The sequence below is a fragment of the Streptomyces sp. 5-10 genome (assembly GCF_014712245.1).
GTDB lineage: Bacteria > Actinomycetota > Actinomycetes > Streptomycetales > Streptomycetaceae > Streptomyces > Streptomyces violaceusniger.
On record NZ_JACVYG010000009.1, the window covers coordinates 211,037 to 238,029 of the forward strand.

Below are 26,993 nucleotides of genomic sequence, written 5' to 3' on the forward strand. Positions count from 1 at the left end.
CGGTACAGGCAGTCTAATGAAGGACGTCGCGCTGTCTAGCCTTGCAATGCATCAATCTTTTGGGAGACCACTACTGATTTCGTAGGTCGGCAGGGTGTCAGTCCCCACTCTGAGATGACGGACCGGTGTCCTCCGCCTCGCCCGCCTCGATCCTCCGGGCGGTGCGCCGCAGGGACCGCGCCACCGCGGGATCCCCGCCGAGCCGGTCCATCGCGTCCGCCGCATGGCGCGCCAGCTCCGCGTGCAGCCCGGTGTCACCGCAGGTCCGGGCGGCCGCGGCGGTCTCCGCCCAGGTGCGCAGCGCCTCCCTCGGCCGCCCCGAGCGCTCCTGGGCGTCCGCGGTGCCGCTGAGCGCCCGCGCGTACCCCGGCCGGTCGCCCGCCCGGCGGCAGGCGGCCGCGGCGGCCCGCCAGTCGCGCAGCGCCTCGCCCCACTGCCCGGCGTAGCCGTGGACCGTGCCCAGCCGTGCGTACAGCCGGGCCGCCGCGGGCGTGTCGCGGCGGCTCAGCCGCAGCTCCAGGGCGCGTCCGTACCAGTCGGCCGCCCGGTGCCAGTCCTCCAGCTCCTGGTAGGTGCCGCCGATCGACTCCAGCGCACGGCCGGTCGTATACGGATCGCCCGAGGCGCGGGCGGCCTCCAGGGCGCTCTTGTAGCGGGCGAGGGCCTTGTCCACCCGGCCCGCCCCGCCGTCCAGATCGCCGAGGTTCAGCAGCGCGGCCGCCCGCTCCACCGGCAGATCGCGGCGCCGGGCCACGTCCAGCACCAGCTGATGCAGCCCGTACAGCTCCACCGCCGCGCCCTCGAAGCCCCGGTGGGCGGTCAGGGCGTGGGTCAGCGCGGCCACCAACCGCCGGGCCAGGGTGTCGAGTTGACCGGTCTCCACGGCCATCCGGGCGGCCTCGATCAGCGTGGGCAGCCGCTCCTCCAGCCAGCCGCCCGCCTCCGCCGACGACGAAAACCGCAGCGGCTTCGGCATCCCGGCCAGCTTCTTCCGGCCCGGCGAACCGGCGGGCTCGGCGGCCAGCCGGCAGGCGTGCAGCTGCCGTACGGCGCGCTCCAGCATCCGCGCCCGCGCCAGCTCCACCTCCGCCGGGCGCTCCTCGGCCGCCAGCCGCTCCCGCAGCAGCGGATCGAGACAGCCGGGCACCAGATAGCGGCCCGTGCCGCGCGGGCGCAGCATCCCGTACGCGGCGAAGCCCTCCAGCGCCGCCTCGCCGTCCGCCACCGAGCAGCCGGCCAGCGCGGAGGCGATCTGGGCGTCGGCCCATCCGCCGGGCGCCAGCACCAGCAGCCGCAGCATCCGGGCGGCGGCCGACGGCAGCGCGGCGTAGGCCAGCCGGAAGGCGCGGATCAGCGGGCGGGCGCCGTGGTCGAGGTCGCCCTCGTCCGGCGGCAGTTCGCGCAGCCGGGCCAGGGCGTCGGCGACCGACGCCTGGGGGCGGGCCGCGAGCCAGCCGCCGACCAGGACGAGCGCGGCGGGCTGGCCCGCGCACTCCTCGACCAGGGACTGCGCGGCCACCGGATCGCAGGTGATCCGGGTGGGGCCGGTGTACTGCGCCAGCAGCCCGACCGCCGCGCTCACATCCAGCCCGCCCACCGTGCACGGCCGCACATCCGGCACCCCGGTCAGCGGCCCGCGCGAGACGGCGACCACCAGGCAGTCGGGCTCGTCGGGCAGCAGCGCGTCCACCTGCTCGGCCCCGGCCACGTCGTCGAGCAGCAGCAGCACCCGCTTGCCGTCGAGCGCCGCGCGCAGCGCCTCGCTCAGATCGTCCTCGTCCGCGCCCGGCGGGGCGCTCACGCCGAGCCGTCCCAGCAGCTCACGGGCGGTGCGCTCGGTGGGCACGGGGTCGCCGGCCGAGGTGGTCAGCCGGGCGCTCAGCACTCCGTCGGGGTAGTCGTCGGCGAGCCGCCGGGCGAGCTCCTCGGCCAGCGCCGTACGGCCCCAGCCGGGGCGGCCCGCGATCAGCAGCACCCGGCTGCGGGCGGCCTTGCGGCCGGCGAGGGTGTCCAGGCCCGCGCGCTCGATATCGGCCCGCAGTGAGAGCAGCTCCCGCCGCCGCCCGGCGAAACCCCGCCCCACGGAGGCGGCCGCCGCGAACAGCACGGCCCGGGTCGCCCCGCTCCACACCCCGCCGTCCCCGGCGTCCGCGGCGGGGCGCCGTTGCCGCGGCGGGGTGTCGGAGGAGGAGGCCCCACCTTCCGGCGGACGGCCGGGAGTGGGTTCCGTCGAACGGCCGGGACCGGATTCCGTTGAGCGGCCGGGAGTGGGTTCCGTTGAGCGGCCGGGAGTGGATTCCGCGGGACGGCCGGGAGCGGACGAAGCGGATGAAGCGGACGCGGCGGGCGGCGGCTGCCGCTTCCCTGGGGCCGCCGGCTCCCCATCGGTGTCGACCGCCTGCTCCACCACCGGCCCACTCCCGTCCACCTGCGCGTACGAGCCCCTACGGCTCACTATGAGCGTAGTTCACTCCGCGTCAGGTACCCGGCACTCGCGGCCCACAGCACGGACCGAAAATCACTCCATCGGATCTTCACCGAGGCCGAGCGGGGCCATCCGCCCCATCGGTGGCTCAGGCGTCGAAGGGCCGGGCCGGCCAGGAGGCGTCGGCGGGCCGGAGGGCGTCGATGCCGTCGCCGGAGAGCGCGGCGTGCAGCGCCAGCGCGCCGACCGCGAGGCAGTTGTTGTGCAGCTCGCCCGCGAGGGCCCCGCGCACCAGCTCCGCCAGGGACACCCGGGCGAGCTCCATGTCGGCCTCCTCCTCGGAGACCTCGAACCGCTCGCCCTCGGCCACGGAGATCTCCCGGGCCAGGAAGATCCGCACCGCCTCGTCACAGCCGCCGGGCGAGGTGTAGACGTCGATGAGGACCCGCCAGTCCTCGGCCTTGACGTGCGCCTCCTCGTACAGCTCCCGCTGGGCGGCGTGCAGCGGGTTCTCACCGGGGACGTCCAGGAGACCGGCCGGGATCTCCCACAGCCGCTGGCGGACCGGGTGCCGGTACTGCCGCAGCACGATCACGCGGTCGTCCCTGTCCAGGGCGAGGACGGCCACGGAGCCGGGGTGGACCTGGTAGTCGCGCTTGACCCGACTCCCGTCGGGCATCTCCACCTCGTCCGTGCGCACGCTCGTCTTGTTGCCGGTGAACGGCGTGGCGGTGGCGGTGACCGGCCATTCCTCGGGGGTGTCCTGGATGCGCATGCTTGCCTCAGCGTCCTTTCCGCGTGCGGTTGACGGGGCGGTGGGCCGCGCCGGCCGCCCGCCCCTGCCAACCGTAACGGTCAGGCGCCGACGCCCCCCGTCTGAGCTGCCACCTGTCGCTCGACCGCCGCCTTCACCAGGCCCACGAAGAGCGGGTGCGGACGGGTCGGGCGGGAGCGCAGCTCGGGGTGGGCCTGGGTGCCGACCAGATAGGGGTGGACCTCGCGCGGATACTCCACGTACTCCACCAGCTTGTTGTCCGGGGAGGTGCCGGAGAAGACGATCCCGGCCTTCTTCTCCAGCTCACCGCGGTAGGAGTTGTTGACCTCGTAGCGGTGGCGGTGGCGCTCCTCGACATACGGCTGGTTGTCGTAGACCTCGCGGACGATCGAGCCCTCGGCCAGCTTGGCCGGGTACATGCCCAGCCGCATGGTGCCGCCCATGTCGCCCTCGCCCGCGACGATGTCGAGCTGCTCGGCCATGGTGGAGATCACCGGGTCGGTGGTGGCGGGCTCGAACTCGGTGGAGTTGGCGCCCTCGATGCCCGCGAGGTTGCGCGCGGCCTCGATGACGATGCACTGGAGTCCCAGGCAGAGGCCCAGCACCGGGATCTTGTTCTCCCGGGCGTAGGTGATCGCGCCGACCTTACCGATGACGCCGCGGTCGCCGAAGCCGCCGGGGATGCAGACCGCGTCCACGCCGTCGAGCTGCTCCCGGGCGCCGGCCGCCGTCTTGCAGTCGTCCGAGGTGACCCACTTGATCTTCACGCGGGCGTTGTTGGCGAAGCCGCCGGCGCGCAGCGCCTCGGTGACGGAGAGATAGGCGTCGGGCAGGTCGATGTACTTGCCGACGAGCGCCACGGTGACCTCGTGGTCGGGCTCGTGGACCCGCTTCAGCAGGTCGTCCCACTGGGTCCAGTCCACGTCGCGGAAGGGCAGGTCCAGCTTGCGGACGACATAGGCGTCCAGGCCCTCGGAGTGCAGCACCTTGGGGATGTCGTAGATCGACTTGGCGTCGATGGCGGCGACCACGGCGGCGTCGTCCACGTCACACATCAGCGAGACCTTGCGCTTGATGGAGGTGGGGACCTCGCGGTCGGCTCGCAGCACGATCGCGTCCGGCTGGATGCCGATGTTACGCAGCGCGGCCACCGAGTGCTGGGTGGGCTTGGTCTTCAGCTCGCCGGACGGGCCGATGTAGGGCAGCAGGGAGATGTGCACCACGAACACGTTGTCCCTGCCGACCTCATGCCGGACCTGGCGGACGGCCTCCAGGAAGGGCAGCGACTCGATGTCGCCGACGGTGCCGCCGACCTCGGTGATGACGACGTCCACGTCGTCGGTGGCCATGCGCCGGATGCGGTGCTTGATCTCGTTGGTGATGTGCGGGATGACCTGCACCGTGTCCCCGAGGTACTCACCGCGCCGCTCCTTGGCGATTACGGTGGAGTAGACCTGTCCGGTGGTCACATTGGCCGAGCCGTCGAGGTCGACGTCGAGGAAGCGCTCGTAGTGGCCGATGTCCAGATCGGTCTCGGCGCCGTCGTTGGTGACGAACACCTCGCCGTGCTGGAAGGGGTTCATCGTGCCCGGGTCGACATTCAGATACGGATCGAGCTTCTGCATGGTGACGCGCAGACCGCGCGCCTTCAGCAGCGCCCCCAGACTGGAGGCGGTGAGACCCTTGCCGAGTGAGGAGGCGACACCCCCGGTGACGAAGAGGTGCTTGGTCGTCATGGGCTTAGCGGCAATGGCCAAGAGGGGGCTCCCGTGGTCGCGTCGTGAGGGTGCGTACGGCAGCCGCTCCGGGGTCCGGGGGCGCCGCCGCTGAGGTTCGGGGGTTTTGTGCCCGCCGCTCCACGGGCTACCAGGGTATCAGCGCCCCGGAGCGGTCGCTGCTGACCTGGTTCCCGCGTTCGGTCTGCGCAACCGCCCGAACACCATGCGTGACCTGGCCACCCGATCGGCCGTGAGATGGGAGCCACGATGTGGACTGGCTCAAGCGGATCACCGTTGTCCGTCGTATCCTCATCGGACGCACGCATGCGAGCCACCCCGGCACGGCACCACCAGCACGCCCCCGGAACAAGAGCTCGTCAGAATTTTCCGAGACCGTAAGCAACGCCCTCCGGGGCGATACGGCCGTTCGAATGGGGAATGCACGTGGCCGGGCGTATCGAGGATTACGCACTGATTGGTGATATGCAGACGGCCGCCCTCGTCTGCAGAGATGGGACCGTCGACTGGCTTTGCCTGCCGCGGTTCGACTCCCATGCCGTCTTCGCCGGTCTGCTGGGCACTGAGGAACACGGCTTCTGGCGGCTGGGGCCCGCCGCCCCCGCGGGGAGCCGGCCGCCCGCCGCGGACCGCCGCCGCTACCGCGGCGACTCGCTGGTCCTGGAATCGGAGTGGGACACTCCGCGCGGCACGGTCCGTGTGATCGACTTCATGCCGCCCCGTGACGGCGCCCCGCAACTGGTGCGGATCGTCGAGGGGGTCAGCGGCCGGGTGCCGATGCGCTCGGCGCTGCGGATGCGGTTCTCCTACGGCTGGGTCGTGCCGTGGGTGCACCGGGTGGACACCCGTACCGTCGCCGTCGCAGGGCCGGACTCGGTGTGGCTGGACACCGAGGCCGACACCTACGGCAAGGACCTCACCACCTACTCCGACTTCACGGTGGGCCCCGGCGACCGGATCGCCTTCACCATCAGCTGGCAGCCCTCGCACAACGAGCCGCCCGCCCTGCCCGAGCCGGAGGCCGCGCTGGAGGCCACCGAGGCGTTCTGGCGGGAGTGGGTCGAGCACTGCACCTACCACGGCCCCTACCGGGACGCGGTGGTCCGCTCGCTGATCACGCTCAAGGCGCTGACCTACGCACCCACCGGCGGCATCGTCGCGGCGCCCACCACCTCCCTGCCCGAGGAGATCGGCGGCGTCCGGAACTGGGACTACCGCTTCACCTGGCTGCGGGACGCGGCGATCACCCTCTCCTCGCTGCTGCGCACCGGCTACCGCGAGGAGGCACGCGCGTGGCGCGAATGGCTGCTCCGCGCGGTCGCGGGCGACCCGGAGAACCTCCAGATCATGTACGGCATCGCGGGCGAGCGGGAGTTGGCCGAGGCCGAGCTGACCTGGCTGCCCGGCTATGAGAACTCCCAGCCGGTCCGGGTCGGCAACGGCGCGGCGGGCCAGCTCCAGCTGGACGTCTACGGCGAGGTCACCGAGGCGCTGCACCTGGCCCATATGACGGGTCTGGCGCGCAACGACTACGCGAGCGTGCTCCAGCTGAAGCTGATCGGCTACCTGGAGGACCACTGGGACGAGCCGGACGAGGGCATCTGGGAGGTGCGCGGGCCGCGCCGCCACTTCGTGCACTCCAAGGTGATGGCCTGGGTCGCGGTCGACCGCACCGTCAAGCTGATCGAATCCGGCGATGTGGACGGGCCGTTGGAGCGCTGGCGGGAGCTGCGCGACGAGATCCACCGGGACGTCTGCGAGCGGGGCTACGACGCCGAGCGGAACACCTTCACCCAGTCCTACGGCTCCAAGGAGCTGGACGCCTCGCTGCTGCTCATCCCGCAGATGGGCTTCCTGCCGCCGGACGACAAGCGGGTCATCGGCACCATCGAGGCGATCCAGCGGGAGCTGTCGACCGAGGACGGCTTCGTGATGCGCTACCCCACCGCGGGCGAGGACGCCGGGGTGGACGGTCTCGAGGGCGACGAAGGGGCCTTCCTGGCCTGCTCGTTCTGGCTCGCCGACGACCTGGCGATGATCGGCCGGGTGGACGAGGCCCGCAGGCTCTTCGAGAAGCTGCTCGCGCTCCGCAACGACCTCGGGCTGCTGGCCGAGGAGTGGGATCCGCGCAACCAGCGCCAGGTGGGCAACTTCCCGCAGGCGTTCAGCCATGTGCCGCTGATCGACACCGCGCTGCGGCTGACCGCGTCCGGCGCGTACGGAGGCTGACCCCGGCCCGGGCCCTGGGGCCCGGGCACTCCTCGTCTCCGGGCTCGGCCCGGGCCTCGCCGTTCGGCCCCCGGCCTGCTGTTCGGCCCCCGGCCTGCTGTTCGGCGCGCCAACCGCGAGGCCGGGCCACTGGGCGAGCCCGGGCGCTGGGCGAGCCCGGGCGGGTCGACGCGGGGCATCGGGCGAGCGGCTCAGCAGGCCGGAGGAAGGCCGCTATGGTTCGGCAGCGCCCCGAAGGGGCGCGGGGCCGTGTCGATATGCGGCTCCGCCGCGCGGGCGCGACCAGCCACGACGGCGCCGCGGACGGCCGACGACGCATCGCGGCACTTCCAGCGGAGCGCTGAGGCAGTGTCCGACGTGTCCGACGAGTCTTGGCGCCCGCGGCGGGCCGTTCCCCTCCCCGCCCCTTCCCGCCCCTTCCCGCAGCATCGATATGCGGCTCCGCCGCGTGGTGGGGCTCCGCCCCAGACCCGGGAGGGCGGCTTCGGGGTTTCGGGGTTCAGGGGCGAAGCCCCCGCTACGCGCCGGACACCCGTAGCGTGGCGGCATGGAACCAGAGGGAACGATCACCGTCGCGCGGGCCCTCGGCCTTCCCGCCCTGCGCCGCGGGCTCCCCGAGGTGGTCTCCGGGCAGGAGCTGCTGGACCGCCCGGTGCGCTGGGTGCACGCGGGTGAGGCGCCGAACATCGCCGCGCTGCTCAAGGGCGGTGAGCTGCTGCTGACCACCGGTCTCGGGGTCGGGCCGCGCCCCGCCGAGCAGCGCGCCTTCGTCCGCCGGCTCGCCGAGCGGGGTATCGCGGCGCTGGTGGTGGAGCTGGGGGCCCGGTTCCGCACCCTGCCGGGGCCGGTCGTGGACACCGCGCGCTCATGCGGACTGCCGCTGGTGCAGCTCCATCGCGAGGTGCCGTTCGTGACGGTCACCGAGGAGATCCACACCGAGATCGTCAATGAGCACTACGCCCTGCTGCGCCAGGCCGATGTGGTGCACCGGCAGGCCACCGAGGTGCTGCTGCGCGGCGGCGGGGTGCCGGAGATCCTGCGCCACTTCGCCGCCTTCGCGGCCAATCCGGTCTTCCTGGAGACCCCCGACGGGCAGTTGCTGTACGCGGCGGGCCCTGGCGGTACGCCCCCGGCGGGCGCGGCCGATCCGCTCCAGGTGTGGGAGGGGCTGCGGGCGCCGCGCGCGGCCGAGCGGCCCGAGCCGCAGGCGGGCAGCGTGATCGCGGACATCCCGGGCGGCGGGCCCGGCCCCGGCGCCGTACGGGCGCGGCTGACCGTCCTTCCGGTGGCCGGGCCGCTGGGCCCGGTGCACCGGATCGCCGCCGAGCGGACGGCGGATCTGCTGGCGGTGGTGCTGCTGCGGGCGCGCCAGGAGGAGGAGCTGGCGGCGCGCGGGCGCGGGGACTTCCTCACCGATCTCGCCGAGGGCCGGATCGAGGCGTCGGACGCCCCGGCCCAGGCCCGGGTGCTGGGTTTCCGGCCGGGCCCGGGCGGGCCGCTGCTGCCGGTGGTGATGCGGCTGGTGGAGGATCCGCGGCCGCTGGCCGGGGGCGGGGAGAGCTGGGCGGCGCTGGCCCACGCCCTACAGGAGGAGTTGGCCGGGGCCGGGGTGCCGGTGCTGCTCGGCGTACGGCTTCCGGAGGGGCGCGTTCCGCTGCTGGCGGGGCTGCGTGCCGCGACCGAGCGGGGCGCGGTGGCCGAACGGATCGCGACGGCGCTGCGGGCCGGGGTGGAGCGGGCCTGGCCGGACCGGGCCGGCGCCCGGCCGCCGGTGGTGATCGCCGGGCTCGCGGTCGGCTGGGACGCGGCCGGAGCCGAGCTGCGGCACGCGGCGGAGGCGGCGAACGCGGCGTGCGGTGCGCCGCCCGAGCGGGGCTGGTACGACGTACGGAGCCTGGATGTCGACCTGTTGCTGTGGCGACTGCGCGAGCACGGCGATCTGGCCGCCTTCGTGGACCGGGTGATCGGTCCACTGCTGGCCCACGACCGCACCGCCCGCCCGCCGCTGGTGCCGACGCTGGAGACGTATCTGCGGCATGCGGGACGCAAGGCGGAGACGGCCCGCGCACTGCACCTCAACCGCCAGACGCTGTACGACCGGCTGGCCCGGATCGCGTCGCTGCTGGGCAGCGATCTGGAGGATCCTCAAACGGTGCTCGCCCTGGGGGTGGCCCTCCAGGCCCGCCGCCATGTGCGGTGACGCGGCGGCGGGCCGCCCCGCCCGGCGTCCCCCCGTGTCGCCGGGCGGGGAGTGGCTCCCTCGCCGTCCGCCGCGCAGCCCTCGCCGTGCGCCGCGAACACCTCCCCGCCCGGCCGCCCATGCCGAACCGCACCTGCACCCCACCCGGCCCGACGGATCTTCCCCCTCCCCGCCCCTTCCCGCAGCATCGATATGCGCCCCCACCGCACGGCAGGGGCCCCGCCCCGGCCCCCGGGGCCTGGGGCGAAGCCCCGGCGGAGTCTGAGGCGAAGTCCCACTGGGGCCTGGGGCGAAGTCCCGCTGGGGCCTGAGCACAGCCCCGGCGAGGTCTGGAGCACAGCCCCAGTAGGGCCTGGGGCACAGCCCTGGCGGGGTCTGAGGCACAGCCCCGGCGGAGTCTGGGGCGCGCAGCCCCGGCGGTCTGGGGCACAGCCCCACTGGGGCCTGAGGCACAGCCTCGCTGGGATCTGAAGGCAACACAGCCCCGGCGAGGTCTGGAGCACAGCCCCAGTGGGGCCTTGGGGCACAGTCCCGGCGGGATGCTGGAGCGAAGCCCCGGCGGCCTGGGGCACAACCCCAGTAGGGCCCGAGGCACAACCCCACTGAGGTCTGGGGCACAGCCTCAGCGGGGTCTGGGCGCAGCCCCGGCGGTGCCTGGGGCACGGCCCCAGTAGTGCCTGGGGCACAACCCCGGCGGGACCTGGGGCGCAGCCCCAGTAGGTCCTGGGGCACAACCCCACTGGAGCCCGAGGCACAACCCCGGCGGGATCTGGAGCACAGCCCCAGTGGGGCCTTGGGGCACAGTCCCGGCGGGATGCTGGAGCGAAGCCCCGGCGGCCTGGGGCACAACCCCAGTAGGGCCCGAGGCACAACCCCACTGAGGTCTGGGGCACAGCCTCAGCGGGGTCTGGGCGCAGCCCCGGCGGTGCCTGGGGCACGGCCCCAGTAGTGCCTGGGGCACAACCCCGGCGGGACCTGGGGCGCAGCCCCAGTAGGTCCTGGGGCACAACCCCACTGGAGCCCGAGGCACAACCCCGGCGGGATCTGGAGCACAGCCCCAGTGGGGCCTTGGGGCACAGTCCCGGCGGGATGCTGGAGCGAAGCCCCGGCGGCCTGGGGCACAACCCCAGTAGGGCCCGAGGCACAACCCCGGCGGGGTCTGGAGCACAGCCCCGGCGAGGCCTGGGGCGCAGCCCCAGTAGGTCCTGGGGCACAACCCCACTGGAGCCTGAGGCACAGTCCCACTGAGGTCTGGGGCACAGCCCCAGTGGGGCCCGGGGCGCAGCCCCGGCGGGGTCTGGGGCGCAGCCCCAGATTCGGGAAGGGGCGGGGAGGGGAACAGCCCGCCGCAGGCGTCACGCCCCGTCGGACACCCCTAGAACGGAGTCAGCGTGAGCGTGATCCCCTTCGGAGCGGTGTCCTGGATGTAGGACGCGAACTCGGCCACATCGTCGAAGGCGAAACCGTACGCCTTACCGTCCACGGTCGCCGCATGCATGGCCTTGGCGTAGTGGTTGGTGACGTCCCCACCGTAGAAGGCGGCCGGGTCCGTGGTCGGCTGGGCATCGGCGTTGTGCAGCGTGGTGCGGTTGAAGCCCGCGCCGAGGATCGCCGCGACCGGGCCTGTGGTCCCGTCGTTGGGCGCGGCCAGGGCGCCGTCGCAGAACAGCACGTCCTTGGTAGAGGGCTTGTCGAAGGAGACCGAGGCCGGGCCGGTGAAGGAGAACTTCCCGCCGCTCACCCGGCCGGTGAAGGTGCCCGCGTTGGTGGTGACCTTGAGGTCCTTCGATCCGTAGGCGTCCCAGACCTGGTCGATGTACGACGCGAAGTAGTCCTCCGCGAACACCCCCGCGCCCATGCCATGACCGGGAGCGATCACCCGCAGATTGTCGCCGACGATCAGCTTCTTGAAGGCGTCGACGCCGGCGAGGTCGGAGAAGACCTTGGCGCGGGCGCCGTCCTTGAGGGTGCCGGTCGTCTGGTCCTGGGCGCCGGTGAGGTGGATCGAGAGCGGGACGCTGAACATGTCCACCATGGTGGTGTTGCAGAACATCCCCGAGGAGTTGTACGTGAACTCCGCGCAGTCGTGCATGATGTCGTAGTTCGGGTCGCCGGACACCCAGCCCGCCGGGTACTGCAGCGCGGCCTTGCCCGCCCCGTCCTCGACCACCTTGAGCTTGAGCTTGGAGCCCAGCGCCACATAGATCCGGCCGGACATCTGAGGCAGGTTCAGCTTGGTGTCACCGCTTCCGGCCAGCGGGATCGCGTAGTCGGTGAAGCCGTCCGAGCCGTTGTCGGAGAGCGCGACGGGGGCGATGTTGCCGTCCGGGGTGACGTGGACCTGACGGTCGCCCTCGTTGCCGACGATGTAGAGCCATACCGACCCGTTGTCGTACTGCCCCGTCTTGTTCACGACGGTCAGGGGCAGGGAGGCGGCGGCCTTCGCGCTCGGCGCGGCGCCCGCGCGGCCGCCGGCGACGGCGAGACCGGTTCCCGCCGCGGCGGCGGAGGCGGCGATTCCACCCAGCAGCTTCCTGCGACTGATCATGATGATGGTGCTCCTCGGCGTAGTGGGGGTTGCCGGGAAAATGGCGTGGGGGATGACGAGACGCGCGCATTGAGAGCGCTCTCTGTTCCTCTGCCCAGCACCCTGCCGATCAACGACCGGGCCCGTCAACCCCTTCACGCAGAAAGGTCTGCACCAATTCATCGTAGACGCTGAGGACATGGGCGACGGTGTCGTCCTCCGTCGGCCAGCCCGCCGTCCGCGCCCGCCCCGCCGCGGCGAGCTCCACCCGGCGCACCGGATCGGCGAGCAGCCCGGTCACGGCGTCGGCCAGGGCCTCGGGGTCGCCGTACGGGACGAGTTCGGCCGCCTCCCCCACCAGCTCCGGCACCCCGCCGACCGCCGTGGCCACTAGGGGCACCCCCGCGTGCAGCGCCTCCTGGGCCAGCAGCGACCGCGCCTCCCAGCGGCTGGAGAGCACGGCGACATCGGCCGCGGAGAGCAGCTGCGGCACATCCTCGCGGCGGCCGAGCAGCCGCACCGGCAGCCCCTCGGTGTCGATCCGGCGCTGGAGCACCGCACGGTCCGGCCCCTCCCCCGCCACCACCAGCAGCGGCCGCGGATCCAGCACGCGCCAGCGCCGCGCCGCGTCCAGCAGCGGGCCGTGTCCGGCCATTGCCTCCAGCCGCCCCGCCGTGACCAGCAACGGCCGCTCCACCACGCCCAGTTCGGCCCGCGCCTTCTGGCGGCGGCCGTCGGCGGTCTCCGGCGGCCGGCGCGGGGCGGGCACCGCGACCGGGGCCAGCCGGGCGTCACGCGCACCGCGGGCCCGGGCCCGGTCCACCAGATCCGAGGAGGCCCCGAGCACGATCGCGGCGGCCCGCGCCACCCGACGCTCCATCAGCCGGACCAGACGGGCCCGGGCGCCCTCGGCGTCCACGCGGGTGTGCCAGGTGACGATCAGGGGTACGTTCCGGCCGCGCAGCGCCACGGCGGCCAGCAGCCCCGAGCGCAGCCCATGGGCGTGCACCAGGGCCGCTCCCAGGGTGGCCCTGCGCAGCGACGCCATGCTTCCGGCGTCCGTCAGGGCGTCGAGCCCGGTGAACCGCGCTCCCGTCTGGGTGAAGCCGTAGCCCCGCTCGGCGCTCCAGGGCCCACAGACGGTCACCCGCAGCCCGCGCGCCACCAGCCCGGCCGACAGCGACCGCACATGCACCCCACTGCCCGAACTCCCGGCGCCCAGCACCTGGACGGCGTGCAGCGACGACTGCGCGTGCGGCGGGACCGGGGTGCTGCTCACGGTACTGCTCACGCGGGCGGAGCTCCTGAGACGGTGTCGGGGCGATGGGGGGGGGGACGGTGCGGACGCGCTCCGCCCAAGAATGCCAGCACTCGCCGGACCCTCGTCGCAACGCTCCCGGGTGACGCCTGCCCCGAACTCGCCCGCGCGTCCGCGGTACCACCCGTTCGGGTGAAGGATCGGTGGAGCGTCGCGCGCGGGTTCGGGGGAAGCGTCGCGCGCGGGATCGCGTGGAGCGTCGCGTGAAGGGCTGCGTGAATCGCGTGAAGGGCTGCGTGAAGCCTCGTATTAAGCCTCGCGTGAAGGGCTGCGTGAAGCCTCGGGTAAAGGGTCAGCGTCCCGCGCGGGCCGCCTCCAGGAGCTCTTCCGCATGCGCCCGCGCGAGTTCGGAGTCCTCCTGCCCCGCGAGCATCCGCGACAGCTCCCGTACGCGGTCCTCGCCCTCCATGGCCTTCACGCCGCTTCGGGTCACCGACCCGTCGTTGGTCTTCTCGACCACCAGGTGCCGGTCGGCGAAGGCCGCGACCTGCGGCAGATGGGTGACCACCACGACCTGTGCGGAGCGGGCGAGCTTGGCCAGCCGGCGGCCCACCTCGACCGCCGCCTTACCGCCGACGCCCGCGTCCACCTCGTCGAAGAGATACGTCGGTACGGGGTCGGAGCCCGCGAAGACGACCTCGACCGCGAGCATCACCCGGGACAGCTCACCGCCGGAGGCGCCCTTGGCGATCGGCCGGGGCGGGGCGCCCGGATGGGGCGCGAGCAGCAGCTCGACCTCGTCGGCGCCGTGCGGCCCGAAGGCCACCGGGCGGCCGCCCACCTCGATGCCGTCCCCCTCCGTCTCGGTCTGGCGGATGGCGAACGTGACCCGGGCGTGCGGCATCGCCAGGGAGGCCAACTCGGCGGTGACCGCCTCCGCGAACCGCCCCGCCGCCTCCGTACGGGCGTCGGTGAGCGTCTGCGCCAGCTCGCCCAGCTCGGCGCGGAGCGCGTCGTGCTCAGCGGTCAGCTCGCCGATGCGGTCGTCGTCGCCGTCGAGTTCGGCCAGCCGTGCGGCGCCCTGCTCGGCCCAGGCCAGCACGTCCGCGATGGTCTCGCCGTACTTACGGGTGAGCTGGGACAGCGCGGCGCGGCGCTCCTCGACGGCCGCCAGGCGGATCGGGTCGGCGTCCAGGTTGTCGGCGTACCCCGCGAGGTCCCCGGCCACATCGGACAGCAGGATGCCCACTTCGCCGATCCGGTCGGCGAGCCCGGCGAGGGCCTGGTCATGGGAGCGCACGGCCTCCACGGCGCGGTGGGCGCCCGCGACCAGGGTGGCCGCGTCCACGCCCTCCGGGTCCTCCGGGTTCCCGGCGAGGGCGGCGTGCGCGACGGCGGCGGCGGACGCCAGGGCCTCGGCGTGCCCCAGCCGTTCGGCCTCGGCCGCCAGTTCCTCGTCCTCCCCGGGCCGGGGCTCGGCGGCCGCGACCTCCTCGAGGCCGAAGCGCAGCAGATCCGCCTCCTGGGCCCGCTCGCGGGCCCGTGTGGTCAGCTCCTCCAGCTCGGCCGAGACGGCACGCAGCCGACGGTAGGCCGCCGCGTACTTCTCCAGGGGCCCGGCCACCGCGGCGCCCGCGTACCGGTCCAGCGCCTGCCGCTGCCGGGCGGGCCGCAGCAGGCCCTGCTGATCGGTCTGGCCGTGCACGGCCACGAGATCGTCGGCCAGCTCGCCCAGCAGGCCCACGGGGACCGAGCGGCCGCCCACGTGGGCGCGGGACCGCCCTTCGGCGGAGAGCGTACGGCTGATCAGCAGCACCCCGTCGTCGAGCTCGGCCCCCGCTTCCTCGGCCCTTACGGCCGCCGCCGAGCGGGCGTCGACCGTAAGGCGGCCCTCGACGACCGCCGCCTTGGCCCCGATCCGCACCAGGGCGGCGTCGGCGCGGCCGCCCAGCAGCAGCCCGAGGCTGGTGACGACCATGGTCTTGCCCGCGCCGGTCTCACCGGTCACCGCGGTGAAGCCGGGCGACAGCTCGACGACCGCGTCGTCGATGACGCCCAGGGCACGTATCCGCATCTCCTCCAGCACGTGCAAGACCATACGAGGTTTGGTCGGTGCGATGCGACGAAGGGGCGCCACTTATGGGGTCCACCCGCACATCTGCCCGGTGCGGGGTGGGGGCGCCTCCGGCGGAGAGCCCCCACCCCGCCCCTTCCCGAAACGTCGGGGCTCCTCCCCGAACCCCGCTCCTCAAGCGCCGGAGGGGCTAGAAACATGGGCTCCGCCCGGGACCCGCTACTCGAACACCGGAGGGCCTGGAGCATGGGGCCCCTGACCGCACACCCCGGCGGCAGCCGAACTACTGGGTGTCCGGCGGCCCCACAGCGGCTCCGCCCCCGGACCCCGGGGCCTGGGGCACAGCCCCGGGGTCCGGGATCTGAGGCGCAGCCCCGGCCCCGGGATCTGGAGAGAGCCCCGGCCCTCCGGGATCTGAGGGGGCGACCCCACCCCCGGGACCCAGGGCACAACCCCACTCCCCGGCACCCAGGACACAACCCCGCCCCCAGGGCCTGGGGCACAACCCACCCCCGGGGCCCGGGGCACAGCCCTGATCCCCCGGAGCCTGACGCGCAGCCCCCGCCGCCCAGGGCACAACCCCAACCCCCGGGACCCGGGACACAACCCCACCCCCCCCGGGGCCCGGGGCACAGCCCCGACCCGGAATCTGAGGCGCAGCCCCAACCCCCGGCACCCAAGGCACAACCCCAACCCCCGGGACCCGGGACACAACCCCACCCCCCCCGGGACCCGGGACACAACCCCAACCCCCCCGGGGCCCGGGGCACAGCCCCGACCCGGAATCTGAGGCGCAGCCCCAACCCCCGGCACCCAAGGCACAACCCCAACCCCCGGCGCCCGGGCGCGGCCCCGNCGGAATCTGAGGCGCAGCCCCAACCCCCGGCACCCAAGGCACAACCCCAACCCCCGGCGCCCGGGCGCGGCCCCGGTCCTCCGGGGTCTGGGGCGGAGCCCCGGGTTCGGGAAGGGGCGGGGAGGGGAACAGGCCGCCGCGGGCGGCGAGGCCTGGCGGACAGCCGCTAGTGCGGCGCGCCCCGCCACCCCGCCACCGGCAGGGCGAACTTGGCGACCAAGCGGTCCGTGAACGACGCATGGTGGAGTCGGGCCAGCCGAACCGGTACCGCCCCCCGCCGCACCTCGACCCGCGCCCCCGCCGGGAGCTCCACCGTGCGGCGGCCGTCGCACCACAGCACCCCGTGCGGGGTCTGCGGCTGCACCTCGACCGCGAGCACCGACTTCGGCGAGGTCACCAGCGGCTTGGCGAACAGCGCGTGGGCACTGATCGGCACCATCAGCAGCGCCTCCACCTCGGGCCACACCACCGGCCCGCCCGCCGAGAAGGCGTAGGCCGTCGAGCCGGTCGGGGTCGCGCAGACCACGCCGTCGCCGCCGAACCGCGAGACCGGGCGGTTGTCGACCTCCGTGACCACTTCGAGCAGCCGCTCACGCGCGGCCTTCTCGACCGACGCCTCGTTCAGCGCCCAGTCCGTGTGCACGATGTGCCCGTCGTTGCGGACCAGCACATCGATCGTCATCCGCTCCTCGACCTCGTACTGCCGGGTCACCACCCGGTCCACGACCTTGTCGAGGTCGTCCCGCTCGGCCTCGGCCAGGAACCCCACCCGGCCGAGGTTCACGCCGAGCATCGGCACGCCCGAGACCCGGGCGAACTCGGCCCCGCGCAGCAGGGTTCCGTCCCCGCCGAGGACGACCAGCAGCTCACAGCCGTCCAGCACGTCACGGTCCGCGTCGACGCGCTCGACAGCGGGGGGCAGCGGCAGGTCCGCCGCCTCGGCAGCGAGCACCCGCACCCCGATCCCGCTGCGCAGCAGCCCATGGACGACCAGTTCGGCGCTGCGGATGGCCGCCGGGCGGCCGGTGTGCGCGAGGAGGAAGACAGTACGGTCCGCCGTCGCCTCGGCCGCCGGCGTCATCGGCTCGATCGCCGGTGCCGCCACCGCGTCCCCGGCTCCGGGCTCGGGCACTGCTTCCTTCTGCTGCGCTGCTTCTGAAGTGGTCAACTGGGCCCCTCCGCCACTGCACGGTCAACATCCGCCGGGTCCAGTGCCGGCGCCCCGGCGCGCATCCACAAAAAGTACTCGACGTTACCCGACGGCCCCGGGAGCGGGCTGGCCGTTACGCCCAGCACACCCAGTCCCAGTTCCGCCGCCCGCCCGGCCACCGTGCGCACCGCCTCGGCGCGCAGTTCGGCGCTGCGGACCACTCCCCCGCTGCCCAGCCGCTCCTTGCCGACCTCGAACTGTGGTTTGACCATCAGCACCAGATCGGCGTCGGGCGCCGCGCACCGCACGAGGGCGGGCAGGACGAGCCCGAGCGGAATGAAGGAGAGATCACCGACCACCAGGTCCACAGGTTTCCCCCCAATCCGCTCAAGTGTCAGCTCGCGTACGTTTGTACGGTCATAAACACTGACGCGTTCATCGCTCTGCAGCGACCAGGCGAGCTGCCCGTAGCCGACGTCCACGGCGAGCACCTGAGCGGCGCCCGCGCGCAGCAGGACGTCCGTGAAGCCTCCGGTGGACGCGCCCGCGTCCAGCGCCCGCCGCCCGGCGACCTTCAGCCCGGCCCCGGCTCCCGTGGCCGGGCGGACCCCGGGGTCCTGCCCCGCGCCCGCGCCCTTCCGGTACTCCTCGCTGAAGGCGTACAGCGCGCCCGCCAGCTTGTGGCCACCGCGCGAGACATAGTCCGGATCGCTGTCGTCCGCGATCACGACGACGGCCGCGCTGGTCTCCACCTGGGTGGCCGGTTTGGTCGCCACCGCCCCGCCGACGGTGACCCGGCCCGCGGCGATCAGCTGGCTGGCATGCTCACGCGAACGCGCCAGCTTGCGGCGCACCAGCTCCGCGTCGAGTCGTACGCGTCGTGGACGGGTCACTGCCACGGGTGGTTCAGCTCCTGAGGTCGTTTACGTAGCGGACGGGGGCCGCGGGCCGGGCGGCGGTGGTCCGGGCCGCCGGTCGAGTGCGGTCAGCGTGTCGCGCAGGCCCTGGTGGACATCCTCGTACACCTCCAGGTGTCCGCTCGTTCCGAGGTGGTCGGCGTCGGCCAGCCGGGCCAGCCGGGCGTCCACCTCGGCGACGCCGGTGGGCGTACGGTCCACGCCGAGCGGGGCCGGATCGGCGGGGCCGGGCGGCTCCGGCACGGGCTCGGGCACCGGCTCCGGCACGACGTCCTCGGCCCGCGCGGGCACCGGCTCCGGCGCGGCGTCCCCAGCCCCCTCGGCGTCCTCGGCCCCCTCGGGCACCGGCTCCGGAGCGGCCTCCTGGACCCCCTCGGTCGCCCGACCGGGCTGTGGGCCGGGCCACCCGGCCGGCATCGGCTCGCTCATGGCCCCGACGCTACCGCGAATCCTTCGTTCTCCGACGTACGAGACCTGGGGTAACGTCGTCCGCGATGGCGACCTTGGAACAGTGCCGCAGCGCACTCGACAAACTGGCGGAGAACCTCGCGACCGCGAATGGGGACCTTCGCAGCGCTGCCGCGCTCGATCGCTCGGTCAGCTGCTGGATCACCGACCTGGACACCACTTTCGTCGGCCGTCTCGTGGACAGCCGGATCGAGGATGTGACGACCGAGCCGGGCCCCCCGGCCGAGCGTGCGCAGATCCGGCTGGCGATGACCGGCGACGACCTGGTGGCCCTGGTCGACGGCGAGCTGCACTTCGCACGGGCGTGGGGCAGCGGACGGATCAAGCTCGAGGCCGGGCTGCGCGACCTGCTGCGGCTGCGGAAGCTGATCTAGGGCAGGCACCCCGCCCCGAGCCCTGCCCCGCTCCGGACCCCGCCCCGGCCCGGGCGCCCCCGCCCCGAGCCGCCCCTCAGGACTCGTTCACCGCGGCGGTCGCCAGAGGCGCCTCCGCCCGCGCCGTACGGGACCGGCGGGCGGCCGGGATGACCAGCGGCGTCCCCGTCTCCGGGTCGTCGATCACCTGGCAGCGCAGTCCGAAGACCCGCTCCACCAGCTCCGCCGTGACCACGTCCCCCGGCGCCCCCTCCGCGACGACCTCCCCGCCCCGCATCGCGATCAGATGGGTGGCGTAGCGGGCGGCGTGGTTCAGGTCGTGGAGCACGGCGACGAGGGTGCGGCCCTGCTCCTCGTGGAGCTGGGCGCACAGGTCCAGCACATCGATCTGGTGCTGGATGTCCAGATAGGTCGTGGGCTCGTCGAGGAGCAGCAGCGGGGTCTGCTGGGCGATGGCCATCGCGATCCACACCCGCTGCCGCTGACCGCCGGACAATTCGTCGACATAGCGATCCGCGAGCTCCGCCACCCCGGTCGCCGCCATCGATTCGTCGACGATCCGCTCGTCCGTCTCCGACCACTGCCGCAGCAGCCCCTGGTGCGGATAGCGGCCTCGGGCGACCAGGTCGGCGACGGTGATCCCGTCCGGGGCGATCGAGGACTGGGGCAGCAGCCCGAGGGTGCGGGCGACCTTCTTGGCGGGCAGCGAGCCGATCGACTGCCCGTCCAGCAGCACCGATCCGGCCGCCGGCTTGAGCATCCGGGACAGGGCGCGCAGCAGGGTCGACTTCCCGCAGGCGTTCGGCCCGACGATGACCGTGAACGAGTGGTCGGGGATGGTCACGGACAGTTCCTCGGCGACCGTGCGCCGGTCGTAGGCGAGGGTCAGCCCCTCCGCCATGAGCCGCTGCCGCTGGTCCGGGGCGCCACTCGTGCGGGAAGCCACGGTCTGCCGGGTGTCCTTGTCCATGTCGTCTTCCGTCCGGGTCGTGTCCACAGTTTCCGTCCGGGTCATGTCCTCAGTCGTCACATCGGTCGTCATATCCGCCCCGCCCTGCGCTCGGTCACCAGCAGCCACAGCAGATAGGCACCGCCCAGCATCCCGGTGAGCACCCCCACCGGCAGCTGATCGGCCCCGAAGGCGCGCTGGGCGGCCCAGTCGGCGGTGACCAGCAGCGCGGCGCCCATCCAGGCCGCGGGGAGCAGGTTCGGACCCGGCGAGCGGGTGAGCCTGCGGGCCAGCTGCGGGGCGATGAGCGCCACGAAGGCGACGGGCCCGGCGGCGGCCGTGGCGGACGCGACCAGCAGCACGGCCGCGCCCATCAGCACCATCCGCGTCCGCTCCACCCGCACCCCGAGGGCGTACGCGCTGTCGTCGCCCATCTCCAGCATCCGCAGGTTCCGCGCCTGCCCCAGCGCCACGGGCATGAGCACCGCGCAGACGGCCAGCAGCGGCCAGACCTGGTCCCAGTCGCGGCCGTTCAGCGAGCCGGTCAGCCACATCACCGCACGCGCCGCGTCCTCCTGCTGGGCCTGGGTGAGCAGATAGCCGTTGACGGCGGTGAACGTCGCGGAGATGCCGATGCCCACGAGGACCAGCCGATAGCCGTGGACGCCCTGCCGCCAGGCCAGCGCGTAGACGGCCAGTCCGGTCAGCACCCCGCCGAGGACGGCCCCGGTGGCGACCACGGTCGAATCGCCCTTGACCAGCACGATGGCCGTGAGCGCCCCGGCCGCCGCCCCCTGGCCGAGGCCGATCACATCCGGACTGCCCAGCGGATTGCGGGAGATGGACTGGAAAATCGCCCCGCCCATGCCCAGCGCCGCCCCGACCAGCAGCCCCACCAGCACCCTCGGCAGCCGCAGATCGTTGACGATGAAGTCCTGCGCCACGGTGCCGTTGCCGAGCAGCGTCCGCACCACATCGGCGGGGGCGATGGGGAAGTCGCCGGTGCCGATCAGCACGACGCTCATCACCAGCGCCACGGCGATCAGCAGCAGCCCCACGACCGCGCCGCGGACGTCCAGGCGCAGCGAGAGACCGGCGGTGCGCAGCGTGACCCCGCGCGTCCCGGACTTGGCGGTGCGCTTGCTCGCGTTCACAGTTGGGCCATCCTTCGGCGACGTACGAGGTAGATGAAGAGGGGTCCGCCGATGAAGGTGGTGACGACGCCGACCTGGAGCTCCGCGGGCCGGGTGACCAACCGCCCGATCACATCGGCGCCCAGCAGCAGAACGGGCGAGAGCACCGCGGCGTACGGCAGGATCCAGCGCATATCGGGCCCGGTGAGCGCGCGGACCAGATGCGGCACGATCAGCCCGACGAACGCGATCGGCCCGCAGGCGGCGGTCGCGGCCCCGCACAGCAGGGTGACCGCGATCATCGAGAGCGCCCGGGTGCGGTTGAGGTTGCTGCCGAGCGCGCGGGCGGTGTCGTCGCCGAGCGCCACGGCGTTCAGCGAACGGCCCAGCAGAACCGCCAGCACCACGCCGACCAGGAGGAACGGGGCCACCTGCCGGACCACCGTCATATTGGCGGAGGCGAGTGAACCGACCGTCCAGAAGCGCATCTTGTCGAGCGCCGCGGTGTCCAGCAGCTCCACGGCGTTGACGTATCCGTAGAGCGCCGCGTACACCGCCGTCCCGGCGAGCGCGAGCCGCACCGGGGTGGCGCTCCGGCTGCCGCCGAGCGCGTACACCAGCACGGACACGACGGCGGTGCCGAGGAACGCGAACCACACATAGCCGGTGAGGGAGGTGACGCCGAGGAAGCTGATGGCCGAGACGACGGCGGCGGACGCGCCCGCGTTCAGCCCCAGCAGCCCGGGGTCGGCGAGCGGGTTGCGGGTGAGGGCCTGGATGACCGCGCCCGCGAGGCCGAGGCCGACGCCGACGAGCAGCCCGAGGATGGTGCGCGGCAGCCGTACGTCCCGGATCACCACATCCGTGTCGCTGCCGCTGTAGTGGAACAGCCCGTGCCACACCTGGTCCAGCGGAATCGGTTTGGCGCCGATCGCGATGGACGCGGCGGCGATCGCCAGCAGCACACCCAGCGAGACGACCAGTCCGGTCACACGGCGCGCGGTGCGCCGCCGGGGCGGCGCGCTCGCTGTCTCGGTCCCGGCTTGCGCCGGACTGACCAGGGTCACGCGGAACTCCACCTCACAGCACGGCCGATCAGGACTCAGGTTAAGTTAGGTTACCCTAAGTCCCACTGGCCGCATCCATGCGGGTTTCCCGGAGCGCGAGTTCGGCCTCACGGCCCCCGTCGGCTCGGAACCCCGGCCCTGTCGGCGCGGAGCCCCCGTCGGCTCAGGCCCTCGGCCGCGTCGGCCCGGAGCCCGGCCCCGTCAGCGCGGAGCGTCGGCCCCCGCGCGGCCGAGAGCCCGGCCGCGCCGGCTCACCACCCAGCCGGGCCAGAGCCTTGTCGGCTCACAACCCCAGCCGCGCCAGAGCCTTCCCCGCGTCCGCGCCGCTCACACCGTCCCCCGCCTCGGACCACGCCGCCGCACACAGCACCCGCAGCCCGTCCAGCGGCTCCTCGCCCCCGCCCTCCAGCACCAGCGCGCCGTCCTCGACCCGCGCCGCCCAGCCCCCGCACCGGAAGCCGCCCGACGCCCCGTCGGGCGCCACCTCCGGCTGCGAGGTGAGCAGCCCCCGCAAGTCGCGGTCCACATACGACGGCCGGTGCCCGGGCTCGGCGGCCAGCAGCTGTGCGGGCGTGGTCACCCCGGTCAGCACCAGCAGCGAGTCCACCCCGCCCGCGTACGCGCCCTCGATATCGGTGTCCAGCCGGTCCCCGACCACCAGCGGCCGCCGGGCGCCGGTCCGCAGGATCGTCTCCCGGTGCATCGGCGGCAGCGGCTTCCCCGCGGCCTGCGGGGAGGTGCCCGCCACGATGCGCACGACCTCCACCGCCGCGCCGTTGCCCGGGGCGATGCCCCGGCCACTGGGAATCGTCAGGTCCAGGTTGGAGGCGAACCACGGCACCCCGCGCGCCACCGCGTACCCCGCCTCCATCAGCCGCGCCCAGGGCATGTCCGGCCCGCCGTACCCCTGCGCCACCGCCGCCGGGTCGTCGTCCGCCGAGTCCACCGGCGTCAGCCCGCGCTCGCGCAGCGCCACCCGCAGCCCCTCCCCGCCGATCACCAGCACCCGGGCGCCCTTCGGCAGCTGCTCGGAGATCAGCCGCGCGACCGCCTGCGCGGAGGTGATCACATCGTCGGGGGTGGCGGGCATCCCGAGCCGGGTCAGATGCTCGGCCACCGCCTCCGGCGTCCGCAGCGCGTTGTTGGTCACATACGCCAGCCGCATCCCGCCGTCCCGCGCGGTGACCAGCGACTCCACGGCATGGTCAATGGCCTCGCCGCCCGCGTACACCACCCCGTCGAGGTCCAGCAGGGCCGTGTCGTACGCCTGGTTCAGCGACTGCCGGCTGGACTCGGGCCGGGTGCGGACGGGCTGGTTCATGAGGGCCACTCCTCGCAGATCTGTGCGCTTCTCCCCCGATCATCGCGTATCGCCGCGCGGGGCATAACATTCACTGATGAGCATTCCAGGGCCTGGCGGACAAGGTCTGCAGCTCACCCCCTTCCGGGGGCTGCGCTATGTCGCGGAGCGGGTGGGCAGTCTCGCCGCGGTCACCTCACCGCCCTACGACGTGGTGGTCAGGCCGGAGGGCCTGCGCGAGCTCGAGACGGCGGACCCGTACAACATCGTCCGGCTGATCCTGCCGCAGGCCGGGACCCCGGAGGCCCGCCACCGCCAGGCCGCCGAGACGCTGCGCCGCTGGCAGGCGGACGGAGTGCTCGCCCCGGACCCCGAACCCGCGCTCTACGTCTACGAGCAGCGTGACGGCCCGACCCTCCAGCGCGGGCTGATCGGCGCGCTGCGGCTGAGCCCCCGCGAGGAGGGCATCGTCCTCCCCCACGAGGAGGTCATGCCGCATGTCGTCGAGGACCGAGCCGATCTGATGCGCGCCACCGCCGCCCATCTGGAGCCGCTGCTGCTCGCCTACCGCGGCAACGGGAACGGGAACGGGACTTCGGGGAACGGGGCCGCCGGGCAGGGCGCCGGCGGGGCGGCGCAGGTCATCGAACGCACCATCCAGCGCGAGCCGTTGCTCTCCACGACCACCGAGGACGGTGTCGACCACCATCTGTGGCGGGTCACGAACCCGGCCGACCTCGTGGAGGTGTCCACCGACCTCCGCCAGCACCAGGCCCTCATCGCCGACGGCCACCACCGCTGGGCCACCTATCTGCGGCTGCGCGAGGAGCGACGGGAACCAGGCCCCTGGGACTTCGGGCTCGTCCTGCTCGTCGACACCGCCCGCTATCCGCTCCGGGTCCGGGCCATCCACCGGCTGCTCCGCCGGCTGCCCCCGGACGAGGCGCTCCCGGCGGTGCGGCGCGCCTTCCGGGTGCGGACGGTCGACGGCCCACTGCCGCGCGCCCTGGAAACCCTCGCCGAGGCGGCGCGTGCCGATCCCGGTGCGCCGAACGCCTTCCTGCTGGCCGGGGACGGCAGCTTCCACCTCCTGGACCGGCCGGACCCTGAGCTGCTGGCCCGTACGGTCCCCGACGGACGGCCCGAGGCCTGGCGGACGCTGGACGCGACGGTGCTCCACCACACCCTGCTGAACCATCTGTGGAACGTCCCGGACACCCCCGAGCACATCGGCTACCTCCACGACCCGGCGGCGGCCGTCGAGCAGGCGGAGCGGCTGGGCGGCACGGCGGTGCTGATGCATCCGGTACGCGAGGACGTCGTGCACGAGCTGGCGCGGCAGGGCATCGCGATGCCCCACAAGTCCACGTCCTTCGGGCCGAAGCCCGCGACGGGGCTGGTGCTGCGGAGCCTGACACTGGGGTGAGCCCTTCGGGCGCGGCGCCCTGAGGGCGCGGGCATACGAGCGGACATGCGAAGGGGGCGGGATCCCGATCCGGGATCCCGCCCCCTCATGTCAGGGCATCAGCGGTCGTCGCCGTCCTCGTCGGGCCCGGCTGCCTGGCCCTCGGACGTGGCCCCGGCCACCGGCTCGGCGTCGTCGGCCTCGGGCTGGTCCTCGACCATGTCCTCGTCGGACGGCAGCTCGTCGACCACCGGCTCCTCGACCACCGGCTCCTCGGCCTTCGACTTCTCGGCCACCGGCTCATCGACGGGCTGGGAGGCGTCGTCGTCCGCCGCCTCCTCGGGGTCGAGGGCGTCCACGAACTCGACCCCGTCCAGCTCGGCGAGCCGGTCCGACGCGTCCGTGCTCCCGCTCTGATCCGCCTCGAGCGCCTTGGCGAACCACTCGCGGGCCTCGTCCTCGCGGCCGACCGCCAGCAGCGCGTCGGCGTACGCGTAGCGCAGCCGGGCGGTCCAGGGCTGGACGGAGTTCGAGGCCAACTCCGGGCTCTGCAGAGTCACCACGGCGGCGTCGGCCTGGCCCATGTCGCGCCGGGCACCGGCGGCCACCATCCGCATCTCGACCTGACCGGCCCGGTCCAGCTTCTGCACCTCCGGCTCACCGGCCATGGCCAGCGCCCGCTCGGGACGGCCCATGCCGCGCTCGCAGTCGGCCATCACCGGCCACAGCTCGGAGTTGCCGGTCATCCGGCGCGCGGCGCGGAACTCCGCGAGCGCCTCGGCGTACTTCCCGACGGCGTACGAGGCGAAGCCCGCGGCCTCGCGCACGGCTGCCACCCGGGAGGCGAGCCGCAGGGCGACGCGCGAGTATTGGTAGGCCCGCTCGGGGTCCTCGTCCAGCAGCTTGGCCACCATGACGAGGTTCTTCGCGACGTCCTCGGCGAGGGTCTTCGGCAGGCTCATCAGCTCCTGCCGCACGCCCTTGTCGATCTCCTCGCCGGTGATGTCCTCGGGGATCGGCAGCCGCTTGATCGGCTCGCGGTCGCGGTCCCTGCCGCGCTCTTCGCGGCGCCCGTAGCCGCCGGTGCGGTCGTCACGGCGCTTGAACCCACCGCCGCCACCGCCGGAGCGCCGGTCGTCGCGGCCCCGGCCCTGACCGTACGGACGACGCGGCCCGCGGTCGTCCCGACCGCCCCGGAAGCCACCGTCCCGGTCATCGCGGCGAGGCCCACGCGACCGGTCGTCCCGGCGATCGTCACGCCGGTCGTCCCGGCGGAATCCACCGCGGTCGTCATCGCGCCGGTGCGAAGGCCGCTCATCCCGACGCTCGTCACGCCGGAACCCACCACGATCATCATCACGACGGTACGAAGGCCGCTCATCCCGACGCTCGTAGCCGCCGCCCCGGCCGCCACGGTCACGATCACGGTCATCGCGGCGGAACCCACCACGGTCGTCACGGCGGTCATCGCGCCGGTAGCCACCGCGGTCATCGTCCCGGCGGAAGTCGGGCCGATCGTCGCGGTCCCGGCGGAAACCGCCCGGGCGGAAGCCACCGTCGCGGTCATCGCGGCGAGGCCCACGCGACCGGTCGTCGCGACGGTCGTCCCTGCGGTCATCACGACGATCGTCACGGCGCTCGTAACGCCCGGCAGGACGGCCACCCCGGTCATCGCGGCGCCCATAGCCGCCGGGGCGACCCCCGCGCTCATCATCCCGACGCGGCCCACGCGACCTGTCGTCCCGGCGATCATCCCGGCGCTCGTCACGCCGGTCATCGCGACGGAAGCCACCACGGTCGTCATCGCGGCGGAACCCGCCACGGTCATCATCGCGACGCGGCCCGCGCGGCCGCTCATCGCGGCGGTCGTCACGCCGGAAACCACCACGACCGCCGTCGCGGCGCGGCCCGGGGCCGCGGGCCTCCCGCCGGTCGCCGGCGTCCCGGTCCCGCGGCTCGCGGCCCGACCGGTCGTCGGGAGAGTTGGTGGACATCGGCGTGACTCCTGTCTTCATGTACTTCAGCCATTCTCCCGCACCAGTCAAACCGATGCGGGCCCAGCAAAAACAAAAGGACCCTTGGTCCCAGCATGCACGCTGGGACCAAGGGTCCTTCAAAGATTGTTCGGCGGCGTCCTACTCTCCCACAGG

At 73.7% G+C, this 26,993-nt stretch carries 19 protein-coding genes; 5 read left to right on the plus strand and 14 right to left on the minus strand.

Features of this window, described 5'->3' with window-relative positions; genetic code table 11:
- Window positions 1–97: 97 nt before the first annotated feature.
- From IEJ02_RS14500 to pyrG, 3 genes are all read right to left on the minus strand, one after another.
- Window positions 98–2,131 carry a tetratricopeptide repeat protein gene (locus IEJ02_RS14500; protein ID WP_275559228.1) on the minus strand — a complete coding sequence of 678 codons (2,034 nt, stop codon included), beginning with the start codon at window positions 2,129–2,131 and terminating at the stop codon, window positions 98–100.
- 442 nt (window positions 2,132–2,573) lie between these two features.
- On the minus strand, window positions 2,574–3,200 hold the full coding sequence (locus IEJ02_RS14505) for an NUDIX domain-containing protein (protein WP_191065234.1): 627 nt from the start codon (window positions 3,198–3,200) through the stop codon (window positions 2,574–2,576).
- A gap of 80 nt (window positions 3,201–3,280) precedes the next feature.
- Complete coding sequence (gene pyrG / locus IEJ02_RS14510) at window positions 3,281–4,936, minus strand: CTP synthase (RefSeq protein ID WP_191065235.1); 1,656 nt, start codon at window positions 4,934–4,936, stop codon at window positions 3,281–3,283.
- Between the two features lie 420 nt (window positions 4,937–5,356).
- On the opposite strand from pyrG, the gene IEJ02_RS14515 reads away from it, so the two are divergent.
- Together IEJ02_RS14515 and IEJ02_RS14520 are read left to right on the plus strand one after the other, a co-directional pair.
- On the plus strand, window positions 5,357–7,165 hold the full coding sequence (locus IEJ02_RS14515; protein ID WP_137977368.1) for a glycoside hydrolase family 15 protein: 1,809 nt from the start codon (window positions 5,357–5,359) through the stop codon (window positions 7,163–7,165).
- 547 nt (window positions 7,166–7,712) lie between these two features.
- Window positions 7,713–9,365: a PucR family transcriptional regulator gene (locus tag IEJ02_RS14520; protein WP_191065236.1), complete on the plus strand. Its 1,653-nt coding sequence runs from the start codon at window positions 7,713–7,715 to the stop codon at window positions 9,363–9,365.
- Between the two features lie 1,375 nt (window positions 9,366–10,740).
- On the opposite strand, the gene IEJ02_RS14525 is transcribed toward IEJ02_RS14520, so the two are convergent.
- From IEJ02_RS14525 to IEJ02_RS50380, 6 genes are all read right to left on the minus strand, one after another.
- Complete coding sequence (locus tag IEJ02_RS14525; RefSeq protein WP_191065237.1) at window positions 10,741–11,913, minus strand: glycoside hydrolase family 64 protein; 1,173 nt, start codon at window positions 11,911–11,913, stop codon at window positions 10,741–10,743.
- A 109-nt stretch (window positions 11,914–12,022) separates the two neighbouring features.
- The gene (locus tag IEJ02_RS14530) at window positions 12,023–13,183 is read right to left on the minus strand and encodes a glycosyltransferase family 4 protein (protein ID WP_275559231.1); all 1,161 of its coding nucleotides are present in this window, start codon (window positions 13,181–13,183) and stop codon (window positions 12,023–12,025) included.
- Between the two features lie 319 nt (window positions 13,184–13,502).
- Window positions 13,503–15,248: a DNA repair protein RecN gene (gene recN, locus IEJ02_RS14535; protein WP_191065238.1), complete on the minus strand. Its 1,746-nt coding sequence runs from the start codon at window positions 15,246–15,248 to the stop codon at window positions 13,503–13,505.
- A 998-nt stretch (window positions 15,249–16,246) separates the two neighbouring features.
- Complete coding sequence (locus tag IEJ02_RS14540; RefSeq protein ID WP_191065266.1) at window positions 16,247–17,161, minus strand: NAD kinase; 915 nt, start codon at window positions 17,159–17,161, stop codon at window positions 16,247–16,249.
- 83 nt (window positions 17,162–17,244) lie between these two features.
- Window positions 17,245–18,123, minus strand: a complete 879-nt coding sequence (locus IEJ02_RS14545; protein ID WP_137980657.1) for a TlyA family RNA methyltransferase — start codon at window positions 18,121–18,123, stop codon at window positions 17,245–17,247.
- A gap of 30 nt (window positions 18,124–18,153) precedes the next feature.
- Window positions 18,154–18,414: a hypothetical protein gene (locus IEJ02_RS50380; protein ID WP_191065267.1), complete on the minus strand. Its 261-nt coding sequence runs from the start codon at window positions 18,412–18,414 to the stop codon at window positions 18,154–18,156.
- A gap of 227 nt (window positions 18,415–18,641) precedes the next feature.
- Between IEJ02_RS50380 and IEJ02_RS14555 the strand changes: the two genes are divergently transcribed.
- Complete coding sequence (locus IEJ02_RS14555; RefSeq protein WP_191065239.1) at window positions 18,642–18,989, plus strand: sterol-binding protein; 348 nt, start codon at window positions 18,642–18,644, stop codon at window positions 18,987–18,989.
- A gap of 76 nt (window positions 18,990–19,065) precedes the next feature.
- On the opposite strand, the gene IEJ02_RS14560 is transcribed toward IEJ02_RS14555, so the two are convergent.
- The 4 genes from IEJ02_RS14560 to IEJ02_RS14575 all read right to left on the minus strand — a co-directional run bounded on the left by IEJ02_RS14560 (window position 19,066) and on the right by IEJ02_RS14575 (window position 23,459).
- Window positions 19,066–19,890, minus strand: a complete 825-nt coding sequence (locus IEJ02_RS14560) for an ABC transporter ATP-binding protein (protein ID WP_223863824.1) — start codon at window positions 19,888–19,890, stop codon at window positions 19,066–19,068.
- Between the two features lie 137 nt (window positions 19,891–20,027).
- Window positions 20,028–21,092 carry a FecCD family ABC transporter permease gene (locus IEJ02_RS14565; RefSeq protein ID WP_191065241.1) on the minus strand — a complete coding sequence of 355 codons (1,065 nt, stop codon included), beginning with the start codon at window positions 21,090–21,092 and terminating at the stop codon, window positions 20,028–20,030.
- Window positions 21,089–22,138: a FecCD family ABC transporter permease gene (locus tag IEJ02_RS14570; protein WP_191065242.1), complete on the minus strand. Its 1,050-nt coding sequence runs from the start codon at window positions 22,136–22,138 to the stop codon at window positions 21,089–21,091. Before IEJ02_RS14570 ends, IEJ02_RS14565 begins: the two co-directional genes overlap by 4 nt.
- Before the next feature lie 283 nt (window positions 22,139–22,421).
- Window positions 22,422–23,459, minus strand: coding sequence for an HAD hydrolase-like protein (locus IEJ02_RS14575; protein ID WP_191065243.1), 1,038 nt, complete (start codon window positions 23,457–23,459; stop codon window positions 22,422–22,424).
- A 76-nt stretch (window positions 23,460–23,535) separates the two neighbouring features.
- Between IEJ02_RS14575 and IEJ02_RS14580 the strand changes: the two genes are divergently transcribed.
- Complete coding sequence (locus IEJ02_RS14580; RefSeq protein WP_191065244.1) at window positions 23,536–24,864, plus strand: DUF1015 domain-containing protein; 1,329 nt, start codon at window positions 23,536–23,538, stop codon at window positions 24,862–24,864.
- 98 nt (window positions 24,865–24,962) lie between these two features.
- Here the strand turns inward: IEJ02_RS14580 and IEJ02_RS14585 are convergent, their stop codons facing one another.
- Window positions 24,963–25,820: a tetratricopeptide repeat protein gene (locus IEJ02_RS14585; protein ID WP_317985795.1), complete on the minus strand. Its 858-nt coding sequence runs from the start codon at window positions 25,818–25,820 to the stop codon at window positions 24,963–24,965.
- On the opposite strand from IEJ02_RS14585, the gene IEJ02_RS49870 reads away from it, so the two are divergent.
- Window positions 25,713–26,993 (plus strand): hypothetical protein (locus IEJ02_RS49870; protein WP_191065246.1); only part of this gene is annotated, 1,281 nt, incomplete at its 3' end. The genes IEJ02_RS14585 and IEJ02_RS49870 overlap by 108 nt on opposite strands.